We start from the raw sequence: 12,465 nt of genomic DNA, 5'->3' as shown, positions 1-12,465 counted from the left end.
CACCGGCCATGATGCCCCTCCCGGTGGACGAGGTGCGCGAGCGGGTGGAGGCCGTCCCGGACCCGGAACTGCCGGTGATCGGCCTGGGCGACCTCGGTGTGGTGGCCTCGGTCGCCCCGGGCGCCGACGGAGTCCTCGAGGTGGAGATCACCCCCACCTACCTGGGCTGCCCCGCGCTTCCCGCGATCACCTCCGCGGTACGGGAGGTACTGGCCGCCTGCGGCCACCCCGACGGCCGCGTACGGCAGGTCCTGTCCCCGCCCTGGACGACGGACCGCATCACCCCCGAGGGGCGGCGCAGGCTCGCCGCGAACGGCATCGCCCCGCCGGTGTCCCCGGCCCCCACCGGACCGGTCCCGGTCGAGCTGGGCGGGGTGTCCTGCCCGCACTGCCGTTCGCGGGCCACCCGGCCGCACCTGCCCTTCGGACCGTCCCGGTGCCAGTCGGTGATGTGGTGCACGACGTGCCGCGAACCCTTCCCCCACCTGACCGCGCTGTGAGGCAGACCGTGAACACCACCACCCCGCCCACCGCCCGGCACGAGGCGCCCGACGACCAGGACCGGGGCCAGGACCGGGGCCAGGAGCAGGAGCAGGGTTCGCGCCCGCGCCCGCGCACCGGCTGGCACCGCCTGGAGGTCACCGAGGTGCGCCGCCTCACCGCCGACGCCGTGGCCGTCGGCCTGGCCGTGCCGGCCGCGCTGCGCGAGGTCTTCGCCCACCGGCCCGGCCAGCACGTCGTCGTCCGCCACCACCGCGCCGACGGCGAACTGCGCCGCAGCTATTCGGTGTGCCCGCCGCCGCACGACCCCCGGGCACTCCGCCTGGTCGTCGAACGGGGCGGCCCCGACGGCTTCGGCGCCCACGCCGTCGGCCGCCTCGCACCCGGTGACCGTCTCCTGCTCTCCCCGCCCACGGGCGACTTCGCCCTGCCGGACCTGCCCGGCGCCCACCACTTCCTCCTCGCCGGCGGCTCGGGCATCACCCCGCTCGCCGCCATGGCCGCCCACGCGCTGCGCCACGACCCGGCCTGCCGCGTCTCCCTCGTCCACTCCGTCCCCACGTCCGCGGACGCCCTGCTGGCCGACGAACTCGCCGAACTCAAGGACGCGTTCCTCGACCGGCTCACCGTCCTGTACGTCCTCACCCGCGAGGACCGCGGCCACGGCGACGGCCCCTTCGGCGCGCGGATCGACGCCGGGAGCCTGTCCCGGCTGCTCGCGGCGACGGACGCCCGGCCCGGTCCGGGCACCGTGTTCGCCCTGTGCGGCCCGCCCGGCCTGGTCGACACCGCGCGGCAGGCCCTGACGGACCGGGGAGCCGACCCGGCCCTGATCCGCCGGGAGTCGTTCACGGTACCCGGCACGTCACCGAGGGAACCGGACACGGCCGCACCGGTGCGCACGGCCGCCGTGGTCCCGGGCGTGGGGGAGGCCCGCGTCACCGCCCTGCTCGGCGGGCGCCGCCGCACCGCCACCGTCCTGCCGCAGGACACGGCGATCCTCGACGCGCTGCTGCGGGCTGACCCCGACGTGCCGTACGCCTGCCGCGAAGGCGTGTGCGGCAGCTGCCGCGCGAAGGTCCTGTCCGGCCGGGTCGCGGCGGAGGGCCAGTACGCCCTCGACCGGGGCGACCGCGCCGCCGGCTACACGCTCGTCTGCCGGGCGCGGCCGAGCACCCCCGAGGTCACCCTCGACTTCGACGCGTGACCCGCGCCGCCGGACAGACCGCCGTACCACCACGAGGTACCACGACGCCCCACCGCCACGACGCCCCACCGCCACTGCGCGCCACGGCGCGCCACGGCGCCCCACCGCCACCGGGCGAAGACGCCGCACGACCACCGAGCGAAGGAGAACCGCCTTGACCACCACCGCCCGCCACGCGGGGAAGACCGCCCTGGTCACCGGAGGCAGCCGGGGCATCGGCAGAGCCGTCAGCCGCCGCCTCGCCCGTGAGGGCGCGCTGGTCGCGGTCCACTACGGACACGACCCGGACGCCGCCGAACGGACGGTCAAGGAGATCGAGGCCGACGGCGGCCGCGCCTTCCCCGTGCACGCCGAACTCGGGGTGCCCGGTGACGCCGACACCCTGTGGTCGGCCTTCGACCGGGCTCTGGCCGACCTGGCCCCGGCCGGGCAGGACGCGCCGACCGGGCTCGACATCCTCGTCAACAACGCGGGCGTCACCGTCCCGCGTCCCCTCGCCGACGTCACCGAGGCCGACTTCGACCGGGTCTTCGCGATCAACACCAAGGCGCCGTTCTTCATCATCCAGCGCGGCCTGGAGCGGCTGCGCGACGGCGGCAGGATCGTGAACATCTCCTCCGTGGCGACCCGCGTCGCCTTCCCCGCGATCGTCTCGTACACCATGACCAAGGCCGCCCTCGACTACCTCACCCTCTCCCTCGCCCAGGAGCTGGGCCCCCGCGGCATCACGGTCAACGCCGTGGCGCCCGGCTACACCGAGACCGAGATCAACCCCACGCTCCGCATCCCGGAGATCCGCCGCCGGTACTCCGAGGCCTCCGTGTTCGGCCGGCTCGGCGACCCGGCGGACATCGCCGACGTCGTCTCCTTCGTCGCGAGCGACGACGCCCGCTGGATGACCGGTCAGTGGATCGACGCCTCCGGCGGTGTCCACCTCGGCGTGTGACACCGCGGCCCGGCGCCCCGCCCCACCGGGGCGCCCCTCCTGCCGACCGCCCGCCCTCCGGCCGTCCGCCGGCCGCCCCTCCAGGAGTCGCGATGAACGACAGCACGTCCGTGCTCACCGAGCCGGTGACGGACGACCTCCCGACCCAGCCCTTCACGGGCGCGAGCCCCTACGACACGTACGTCCAGGCCTCCGTCCTCAACTCGCTGCAGCACCCGCTCACCGAGGCCCCGGACGAGATGGCCTTCCTCGTCACCACCCAGGTGATGGAGCTGTGGTTCACCCTGGTCGTGCACGAGTGGCGCACCGCACGCGTGGCCTTCACCAAGGACGACCTGCGCGCGGCCACGGACGCCCTGGTGCGCAGCCGCCGGGCGCTGACCGCCCTCAACGGTGCCTGGGCGCCCATCGCCGCGCTGACCCCCGCCCAGTTCAACGGCTTCCGGGCCGCGTTCGGCCGGGCTTCGGGCTTCCAGTCGGCGATGTACCGGCACCTGGAGTTCCTCCTCGGCGAGAAGTCCGCCGGGATGCTGCGCGCCCACCGGGGCGACCCGGCCGTCCACGAGGCACTCGCGGACACCTACCGCGAACCGTCCCTGTACGACGAGGTGCTCGCCTTCCTGCACCGGCAGGGCCTGCCCGTGCCGCGGAGCGTCCGCGAGCGGGACGTCACCCGTCCGTACACCTCCGACCCCGCGGTGGTGGACGTGTGGCGGCGCGTCTACGCGGGACCGCAGGCGCACCCCCACCTCGCGCTGGGCGAACTGCTCACCGACATCGCCGAACTGGTCACCCGCTGGCGGTTCGAGCACGTCCTGGTGGTGCGCCGCGCCATGGGCGCGAAACCGGGCAGCGCGGGTTCCGCCGGCCTGGCCTGGCTGGAGAGGCGTGCGGCCCGCCCGGTCTTCCCCGAACTGTGGGAGGTGCGCGGTGACGTCTAGGGTCTTCCGTCCGGACCGGGCCGGATCGGGGAGCGGGGTCCCTGGCCGGGCGTCGCGAGGCGCGGGAGGACGCCACGGCGGAGCCACGGCGGCCGACGACGGCGCGGCGGGGCGCGGTGCCGGACCCCGCGAGCCCGGCACGACCCGGACCGGAGGCCCCAGGACCGTCTCCGCCTTCGCGGCCGAGGAGGAGAAGCGGGTCCTCGGCCTGAAGCCGGTGCTGGCCCCGGTGCACGGCCGCTACGGCGACCACCCGCACCAGTCCTACGACGCCTGGCCGGCCGACGATCCCGACGCGCCGCTGGTCGTCCTGCTGCACGGCGGCTACTGGCGCTACGACCGGATGCACCTCACCCCCTTCGCGGCCCACCTCTCCCGGCAGGGCTTCGAGGTGCTGCTCCCCGGCTTCCGCCGCTCCGGCGGTGCGGGCGGCTGCCCCGAGACCTTCGACGACGTCGCCCGGATCGTGGACACCCTGCCCCAGGGGCGGCCCTACGTCCTGGCGGGCCACTGCTCCGGCGGTCACCTGGCCCTGTGGTGCGCCGCCCGCGGGCTGCTGCCCGCCGGCTCCCGCTGGCACACGCGCACCCTGCCCACGAGCGTGCTCGCCCTCGCGCCGCTCACCGACCTCACCGCCACCCGGCGCGACGGACTCAGCAACGACGCCGCCCTGCAACTCCTGGGCGGCGAGGAGGGGTTCGACCGCTGGCTGCCCGAGGTCGACCCGCTGACCCTGCTGCGCGGGGCCGGCACGACCGGGGTGCCCACCGTGCTGCTGCACGGCGCCGCCGACGAGGAGGTCCCGCTCACGCAGTTCAGCGACTACGCGGCCGTCCACCACGACCTGCGGACGGTCGTCCTGCCCGGCACCGGCCACTACACCCTCATCGAACCGGGCGCGCCCGGCGCCCGCGCGGTCGCCGACACCCTGCGGGAGCTGTCGGCCGGGTTCGGCCCGACGCCACCGCCCGCGGGACCGGTCACCTGAGGCCTCCGGCCGCACGGCGCCATTGACGGCCGCCGAAGCGGACCCGGCCGAGATGTTCTGGAAATCCCCGGCCCGGCACGGGGGTGTCGGCGCTATGATCCGAATCGCTGCGTCGATGCGGGGAATGCGCGCGAACGTGCGTGCGGCCGGGCGCGGTCGGGGGAGGATTCCATGACGCCACAACGGATCATCGAACGACTTGAGGAGATCGAGGACTGGCAGCTCACCCCACAGCAGTGGGACACCGTGGGCGATGTCCTGAAAAGCCTCGGGGCCGTGCTCGCCGAAGGGGACGACACCGGAACCGTCCACGTCCTCGCCCGGCTCGAACCGCTGGAGCGGGCGGGGGCGGCCCGCCGCGCACGGGCCCGGCTGGGCGCGGACCGGACCCCGATCCCGCCGCAACAGCGGGAACAGCGGAATCACCTGATCGAACGGCTGACCGTCGACCTGCGCGGTCCGCAGGACCCGCCCCGGGGCGAGGGTGACGGCGGGGAGACGGCCGGCTGACGGCCTGTTTCCGGCCATTCCGGTGCGGCGGCCAGGCGGGAAAATCCCTCGGGAAACGACTGTGCCGTCCGCACCCTCTCCTTCGGAAATCCGGGAAGTGGGCTACGCGGCGTGAGCGGAATCACCAGGTCGGCTCTGATCGTGATGGCATTCGCGCCGGCCGATTCGGAAATCGACAACAATTCACGAGAATATCTCGCATCCTTGTGGCGAGCCTGTCGCTCGCTGGGCATGACCGAACCGATTCCGGGGGTTCCGGTTCCCGCCGACCACATCGATTTCGGCTCGGCCGGCCCGGCCGCCGCCTCGGAGTTCACCCTGCTGGCGGCCGCGGAGCGGACGGAGGGCGACGCCCTCTACTCCGCCTTCGCCTTCGCCGAGCACGACGTCGTCGGTGTCGTCGCCCTGCTCGCGCCCAACGACACGACGAGGGGCCTCACCCGGTGGAGCGACCTCGACGCCCGGTGGAACGCCGCGGTGGCCGCCGCGGGCGGCCCGTCACCGTCGTGGGGCATGCTCGGTGAGTTCCGTGTGTTCGAGGCCCTCTACGACCGCGGACTCGGCCTGGGGGACAGCGACTTGTGCGACCTCGTGCGCCGGCACGCGCCCCGGCCGGGGAGCGAGTCCTGGTGGAACGGCTTCGACCGGACGGAGCACGGATTCGCCGTGTGGCGGTCCGACGCCGCCGGTGGACCGGAGGCCGTGACCGACCTCTACGTCCTCGCACCGGCCCGCCAGGAGGACGCCCTCGACGAATGGGCCTGGGCCGTCGGGGGCCGGCACGGCCTGAGACCCCTCGCCCGCTATCTGCTCCAGCTCTCGAAGATCCGCTATCAGCACCTGAGGTACGCGGCGTCGGGGGCGGCGGGGGCGTCGAACGCGCAGACCGTCGAGAGCGACGAGCGGACGACACGGCTCCTGCGGGAGCTGGAGCACACGACGCGGCATCCCGTACCCCTGGAACGCGTCCTGAAGGCGTCGGCCCTCCTGGACGAGGCGCAGTTCGGCCCCCAGGGACTGCTGTGGACGATCACCCGGCAACGCCAGCTGAGCCGTGGCCTCTCCATCGCCGTCGCCAACATGCGCCTGCACACCCCCGACACACGACGGCGCGGCAAGGGAACCTCCTGGACCGTGACGGACCTCGCCGAAGCCGAATGGCTCATCCGGCAGGTGGAGGAGGACCGCCTCCACCTCGAGGCCGTACGCGAGCGGGCGGAAGGCGTGCGCACCGCGGTCTCGACGCTCGTCGAGCGCGAACTTGCCCGCCACCGGGGCTGGCTGACGCTCATTCAGACATCCGTCCTGGGTGCCGTCCTCACCGCGCTGACGGCGGTGCAGGCGATGCAGTACGAGGTGCCGATGCGCAAGGTGCTCCAGTCCCCGGCCATCGCCGCCCTGTCCGCGCTCGCCCTCGCCCTGCCCCTGGCCGTGCTGCGCCTGGCGGGCGCCTCGCCGGCCACACGGCGGTACAGGTGGCTCGACTCGGGCGCCGCGGGACTGTTCGGCGCCGCCCTGGGATGGCTGGCCGCCACCGCCGGGGGGATCAGCGGGGGAGGAGGGCCGCCCACCGCCGCGTGGACGATCTCCGCCGCCCTCGTGACCGGTCTGACCACGCTCCTCGGAACGTACGCCCTGACCCGGCCGAGGTAGCTCCCCCGCCCTGCCCGCCGGCCCCCTCCGCCCTGCTCGCCAGCCCCCTCCGCCCGCCCTGCGCCGTCCGACCGCACCCCGCGGCCGCGGAGCCACCGACCCCACGGAACCACCACCCCCACGGAACCACGAACCCTACGGAACCACCGAGGAGTCTCCGCATGGCGCAGGCCGACGGACATCACCCGCAGGACCCCGGCTCCACGATCAGGGCCTTCGTCGAGGCCCTGGACGTCGAGGACCTGATCATGAGGTTCGACGTCGACTTCGACGCCCCGATGCGTCAGGCGGACGCCACCGGCATGCTGCGACTGGCGCGAGCGCACACCAAGGACCCGGCGGCGGGCGCGCGCGGCGTCGCCCGCCGGGTCGGTGCCCACTGGTGCGAGATCGTCCAGGCCGACGTCGGCTACGAACTGCTCTCGGCACTGCAACTGATCGAGGAATCGCAGCGGGACGCGGAACGGCTGATGGCCTGGCACACCGACGGCGCCCTCGACCCCGCTGACGTCTTCCCCCACTACGCCCTCGCCCGCTGGCACGACGGAGTCGGCCGGATCCGGTACCGCCTGGGCAGCTACACCGCCTCCCGCCGTGTCTTCGGGACGGCGGTCGAGGTGGCCGAGAGGGCCGGGCTGTGGTGGGCGCTGCCCGACCTGCTCAGCAACCACACCCGCGCGCAGTTCGAGGAACGCGCCCAGGCGGCGAGGGAGAAGGACGGCGGCACCGACGTCGAGGCCTTCGTCCCACCCATGCAGGAGACGCACGACAGGATCCTGCGGCAGGCGGACGAGCACGGCGTCGACACCGGGTCCGTCCCCGACGGGTCGACCCCCCTGAGGCACCGGGAGTTCCTGCGCGGCTACTCCAACGCCCTCCACAACCTCGCCACCGCACTGCGGCAGGCCGGGGAGGTCCAGGAGTCGCTGCGTGTCACCGCACGCTCCCAGGCCCTCTCCGAGGGCCTGGACGACACCTACCGGGTGTCGCAGTCGCTCATGAACCAGGCCTTCTGCGGCGACCGCCCCCAGGAGCGCTTCGCGACCCTGCGCGACATCGGGCGCGGCGAGGGGGAACGCGCACGGCGGGGGTGGGAGCGCGGCCGGCGGATCGCCCGCCAGAACCTCGCGAAGCTCGGCGGCGGCCCCGCCGGTCTGGCCGAACTGGCACGGCTCCTGGACGAGCTGGAGGACGACGCGGCCGGTACGGGCCGCCGTGCCGGACTCGACGTCGACTTCTACGCGTACACCGTGCGCGCCTACCGGGAGGCGGCCGCGGCCCTTCCCGAGGCCGAGCGGCCGGGCGACGTCCTGGACCGCCGGATCAAGATGGCGGAGTCGGTGCGCGAGGCGATCGCCCTGCCCGTGTACAAGCGCGCCTACGCCGAGCACGTGAGGCCCGCCTATCTGCGCGCCATCGGCAAGGAGGTGTCCCGGGGCGGCCGCCGGCAGGAGCACCTGGAGCGGATCGTGTCCCTGGTGGAGAGGTCCTCGGGCCGTGAGCTCCTGGACCTGCTCGCCTCGTCCCGCCCACCGGTCCTGGACCGCCCCGCCCACCCGCTGCCCACCCGCGCCGACACCGACGAGACCGGTGAGACCGGTGAGACCGAGGGGATCGGCGAGACCGAAGGGGCAGAGGGGGCCGGTGAGGCCGACGGGACCGGGAAGGCCACGCGGGGGAGCCGCCTGCCGGCCCTGCGGGCCCAGGCCCCCGACCCGGAGACGATGAGGGAGATGAGGGAACTGCTCGTCGAGCGGGCGCAGCAGTACGAGGACCACTTCCTCCACCACCCGCTGACATCGGCCACACACGACGACGACATCGCTCACCAGCTCGTGCAGTACACCCTCAACCACGAGGGCTCCTGCGTCGTGCGGTACTTCCGTTTCGGCACGTCGGACGCGCCTCTGAACGGCGAGGAGGCGTCCGCGCCCGACTCCCTCGGCATCATGGTCTGCCGCAACGGACTGCTGACGCTGCTGCCCCCGATCCCCTACGCGGAGGTCACCGCCCTCGCGCGACAGGTCTCCGCGGACCTCCTCGACGAGGATTCCCTGGCGCCGAGGGAGGAGACCTGCCGTCGCATCTGGAGCCTCCTCGTCGGACCGTTCTGGGAGAGCGCCGACCGCGGTGGCCCGCTGACCCACCTCACCCTGATCCCGACCGACGACATCTTCGCGATCCCCCTGCACGTCGCCACCGAGCCGGACGACGACCGGCCGCTGGCCGCCCGGGTCCCGCTCTCGCACTCGGTGAGCGTCGCCGCCTTCGTCACCCGTGGCCGGCACCTGCTCAAGAAGCAGCTCATGGAGGACGACGACGACCTCGCGGCGCTGCTGTCGACCGACAGGAGGGCGACGGGCAGGGAGATCGTGAAAGCCGGCTGGCGCGCCGCCCACGTCCACGTGGCCGGCAGGGTCCCCGCCGCCCTCGCGGGCAGGATCGCGGGCGAGTTCGGGGCGGACTGGGACGGGCTCGAGCAACTCGTGTCGGTGAAGCCGGAGTTCTTCGTGTACGCCGGACACGGTGTGTACGTCGACGAGCCCGAGGCGTCGGGCCCGTTGATCCACCTGGGGAAGACGGACATGCTGTCCCAGTTCGACCTCGCCCTGCGCGTCAGCCTGCCGAGGAACAAGCTCACCGTGCTGGGCGCCTGCCTGGCCGGCCAGGGCATGGGCTCCGAGGGCGGTGACGTTCTGGGGTTCATGCGGTCCCTGATCATCAGCGGTGCCGGTGCCATCGGCGTGCCCCTGTGGTCCGTGCAGGACTCGGCGATGGTCTCGACGGTGGGAGCCCTGCTGCGCGGGAGCCGGGAGGCTCTGGAACCGTCGTCCACCGGGGTCTTCGACGTGGTGCAGGTGTTGCACGATCATTACCGGGAGAGCATGGAGACGGCCGTGTCGGTGGAGGCGCGGGTCGACCGTCTTCCTCTCGCCCTGTACCTATGACCGGTTCGCGTCGGGCGCCGCCCCCGCGGTCCGGACACGACGCGCAGAAACAGGAGAGACCATGGGCGCTCACGAGCGGGCCGTCAGGAGACGGACGGCACTCGCGGACTACGAGGCACTGCGTGAGCGCCGCCCGGAACTCTTCCTGAACCCGCCCGGCGCCGCCTTCACGATCCTCCTCGATCCCGCCGAGCAGGAGCGGGCGTCCGGCGAGGCGTCACGGGCGGCGGTCGCGGCCGGCCTGCCCGAGAGCGCGGGGGACATCGGCGTCGTCTACCGCGACGCCTACTTCTGGCTGGTGCGTGACGCCGTCCGGTTCGCGGACGACAGGCTGGGCACGTACATCCGCATCGTGCCCGCGGCCGCGTCCGGGGGAGCCGCGGTGCTCCCCGTCCTCGCCGACGGCCACGTCGTCCTGCTGCGCCACTTCCGCCACGCGGACCGCGCCTGGCACTGGGAGATCCCCCGCGGATTCGGTGATCCGGGGGAGGACGGGTCCGGTACGGCCACCCGGGAACTCCAGGAGGAACTGGGCGTCCACGTCGGGAGCCTCACGTATCTCGGCCCCGTGTCCCCCGACACCGGCCTGCGGGTGGGAACCGACCACCTGTACCTCGCGCACCTCGACGGGGCACGGCCGGCGGACGCCCCCGCGGCGGGGGCCAGGGCCGAGGGGATCGACGGCTACGAGGCCGTGTCGCAGGAAGAGTTCCGCTCCATGGTCGCCGGTCGTCTGATCTCCGACGCCTACACCCTGTCCGCGTACGCGCTGGCCACGGCCCGAGGACTGCTGAAGACGGACGAGTCCTGAAGCACGGCACCGGGGCTTCGGCACGGTCACGTGACGTCCGGTTCGCGACGTCCGGTTCGTGACCGCGTCGGCAGGGGGGGCATGGCCGGCCCGGCCATGCCCCCCTCCGCGGTGGGCTTCGCCGTCCGTGCCGTCCGTGCCGTCCGTGCCGTCCGCCGGTTGTCGGTCGCGCGGTCGAGTCGCCGGGCCGCCGTGTCGTCCGGCCGCTGCCGCCGCCGCTGCCGCTGCCGCTGCCGCCGGCACGGCTCCGGCACCGGTCGGCGCGTGGAGGCGACCCCGGTGCACGGCGGATGCCGGCACGTCCGACGGTGCTCGCGGTCCGCACCGCGAACGGCTGACGGGCACCTTCCGGGGCAGGACACCGCTTTCTAACATGTCATGTACATGATTATCAGAGGAGGCTCCTTGTCAGGGCTGACACGCTCGGGAACGGCCATGCTCATCGCCCTCGCTTCGCTCCACGGGGCCGCCCCCGCCGACGCCTCACCGGCTCCTCCCGCGGTGGCGTCGTTCTCCCCGCACACGGTCGACGCCTCCCTGCCGGGAGCGGCCTTCGCCGTCGCGGGTGACGTCGAGGGAGACGGCCGTCAGGAAGTCGTGGCCACGGGGTTCGGCCGCTTCAAGGCCGTGCCGGGAGGCCCGCCGATCCCTCCGGCGGCCGGTGCCCTCGCCGTCTACCGGCAGAGCGGACGGGACCTCGGCGCCTGGTCGAAGCGGCTGGTGTTCGACACCGACGCCGCGATCCCCTTCCCCAACGAGCCGGGAGTGGCCGACGTCGACCGCGACGGAGACCGCGACATCGTGGTCCCGGGCGGGTTCCTCGGCTGCACCACGTCGTGCGGATCCCTCACCTGGTGGGAACACCGTGCCGACGGAGTCTGGAAGCGCCACGACATCGTGACGCCGGGCAGCTCCCCCCTCTTCTACCACCGCGCCGTCCTCGTGGACTTCGACGGGGACGGCCGCAAGGACCTGGTGACCGTCGGCGAGTCCCTGCGGCCCGTCACCAGGATCGAGGGCCGGCCCCCGGCCAACGCCTGGACCCAGGTGTTCCGGGGCGTCGACGGGCCCGACCGCTTCAGCCGGGAGCCGGTCGACCTCGCGGCCGGCGGCGGTGCCCTCCCCGTCGTGGCGGACGTCGACTCCGACGGCGACCTCGACGTGGCCTCCGCGCAGTACTTCGAGCCGGGAGCCGCGTTCCTGTGGCTGGAGCGCACCGCGGTGCCGGACGCGGACCATCCGTTCGGCGGCTTCACGCCGCACGTCATCGACACCACGCAGGGCAGGGCGATCCAGCTGCGGCCCGTGCGGAACCTGTACGGCGACGGCGGTACCGTCTGGGTCGGCTCCAATCACACCAACACCGTCTTCCCGCCGGGCTCGACCGACCCGGTCTCCCAGGTGGTCTCGTTCTCGGTGCCGGCCGACCCGCGTTCCCCGTGGGGCACGACCCCCCTGTCGACGGGCATCGTCTCGCGCGGCCGGGCAGGTCAAGCCGCGCCCGGCGTGTTCGGCAGCGGTGACCTGGACGGGGACCGCGACATCGACCTGCTGGTCTCCGGTGACGGCGACGACCGGCTGTTCTGGCTGGAGCAGAAGGACGACCGCACCTTCGTCACCCGCGTCCTCGCCACCGCCGCCGGTCAGGCAGGAGGTGCCGTGGTCACCGATCTCGACCGCACGTGGCCCCCGCGCAACGAGGCCGTCTTCACCGTGTTCGAGTCCGACAGCGTCGTGGTCTGGTCCCGGAACTGAGGTCCGTGCCCGCCCTGCTCGCGGGGACGGCCGCCCGCGGTATCACGGGCGGGCCACCGCCGTCGGGCCGGTGACCGGGCGGGGGGGGCCGGGGGGGCCCCCCCCCCCCCCCCCCCCCCCGGCCGCCCCCCCCCCCGCCCCCCCGGCCGGCCCCCGCCCCCCCCCCCCCCCCCGGCCCCCCCGCCCCCCACCCCCCCCCCCCCAC

At 74.1% G+C, this 12,465-nt stretch carries 10 protein-coding genes; all 10 read left to right on the top strand.

From position 1 onward, the window contains the following. The first annotated feature begins 8 nt into the window (after window positions 1–8). The 10 genes from paaD to ACF09K_RS19790 all read left to right on the top strand — a co-directional run bounded on the left by paaD (window position 9) and on the right by ACF09K_RS19790 (window position 12,260). The gene (gene paaD, locus ACF09K_RS19835) at window positions 9–500 is read left to right on the top strand and encodes a 1,2-phenylacetyl-CoA epoxidase subunit PaaD (protein ID WP_392245532.1); all 492 of its coding nucleotides are present in this window, start codon (window positions 9–11) and stop codon (window positions 498–500) included. An 8-nt stretch (window positions 501–508) separates the two neighbouring features. Beyond that, complete coding sequence (locus ACF09K_RS19830; RefSeq protein ID WP_392245216.1) at window positions 509–1,708, top strand: 2Fe-2S iron-sulfur cluster-binding protein; 1,200 nt, start codon at window positions 509–511, stop codon at window positions 1,706–1,708. A 154-nt stretch (window positions 1,709–1,862) separates the two neighbouring features. Next, window positions 1,863–2,654, top strand: coding sequence for an SDR family oxidoreductase (locus ACF09K_RS19825; RefSeq protein ID WP_392245215.1), 792 nt, complete (start codon window positions 1,863–1,865; stop codon window positions 2,652–2,654). 92 nt (window positions 2,655–2,746) lie between these two features. Beyond that, on the top strand, window positions 2,747–3,595 hold the full coding sequence (locus ACF09K_RS19820) for a tryptophan 2,3-dioxygenase (protein WP_392245213.1): 849 nt from the start codon (window positions 2,747–2,749) through the stop codon (window positions 3,593–3,595). Between the two features lie 208 nt (window positions 3,596–3,803). Continuing rightward, a complete protein-coding gene (locus tag ACF09K_RS19815) occupies window positions 3,804–4,583 on the top strand; it encodes an alpha/beta hydrolase (RefSeq protein ID WP_392245530.1) in 780 nt (259 codons plus the stop codon). Window positions 4,584–4,754: 171 nt separating this feature from the next. Continuing rightward, a complete protein-coding gene (locus tag ACF09K_RS19810) occupies window positions 4,755–5,093 on the top strand; it encodes a CATRA system-associated protein (protein WP_392245212.1) in 339 nt (112 codons plus the stop codon). 144 nt (window positions 5,094–5,237) lie between these two features. After that, window positions 5,238–6,746 (top strand): CATRA conflict system CASPASE/TPR repeat-associated protein, encoded by a 1,509-nt coding sequence (locus ACF09K_RS19805; protein WP_392245529.1) that lies wholly within the window; start codon window positions 5,238–5,240, stop codon window positions 6,744–6,746. A gap of 161 nt (window positions 6,747–6,907) precedes the next feature. Beyond that, window positions 6,908–9,694 carry a CHAT domain-containing protein gene (locus ACF09K_RS19800; protein WP_392245210.1) on the top strand — a complete coding sequence of 929 codons (2,787 nt, stop codon included), beginning with the start codon at window positions 6,908–6,910 and terminating at the stop codon, window positions 9,692–9,694. A 61-nt stretch (window positions 9,695–9,755) separates the two neighbouring features. Further along, window positions 9,756–10,505, top strand: a complete 750-nt coding sequence (locus ACF09K_RS19795) for an NUDIX hydrolase (RefSeq protein ID WP_392245209.1) — start codon at window positions 9,756–9,758, stop codon at window positions 10,503–10,505. 405 nt (window positions 10,506–10,910) lie between these two features. Beyond that, window positions 10,911–12,260, top strand: a complete 1,350-nt coding sequence (locus ACF09K_RS19790) for an FG-GAP repeat domain-containing protein (RefSeq protein WP_392245207.1) — start codon at window positions 10,911–10,913, stop codon at window positions 12,258–12,260. The last annotated feature ends 205 nt before the right edge of the window (window positions 12,261–12,465 follow it).

It is taken from the genome of Streptomyces sp. NPDC014882, from assembly GCF_043081325.1.
GTDB lineage: Bacteria > Actinomycetota > Actinomycetes > Streptomycetales > Streptomycetaceae > Streptomyces.
This window is presented reverse-complemented; position numbering and strand designations above follow the sequence as displayed.

Coding starts and splice junctions, on each gene's coding strand:
- ACF09K_RS19795 (WP_392245209.1), top strand. CDS start 9,756: ATGGGCGCTCACGAGCGGGCCGTCAGGAGACGGACGGCACTCGCGGAC.
- paaD (WP_392245532.1), top strand. CDS start 9: ATGATGCCCCTCCCGGTGGACGAGGTGCGCGAGCGGGTGGAGGCCGTC.
- ACF09K_RS19800 (WP_392245210.1), top strand. CDS start 6,908: ATGGCGCAGGCCGACGGACATCACCCGCAGGACCCCGGCTCCACGATC.
- ACF09K_RS19820 (WP_392245213.1), top strand. CDS start 2,747: ATGAACGACAGCACGTCCGTGCTCACCGAGCCGGTGACGGACGACCTC.
- ACF09K_RS19805 (WP_392245529.1), top strand. CDS start 5,238: ATGGCATTCGCGCCGGCCGATTCGGAAATCGACAACAATTCACGAGAA.
- ACF09K_RS19810 (WP_392245212.1), top strand. CDS start 4,755: ATGACGCCACAACGGATCATCGAACGACTTGAGGAGATCGAGGACTGG.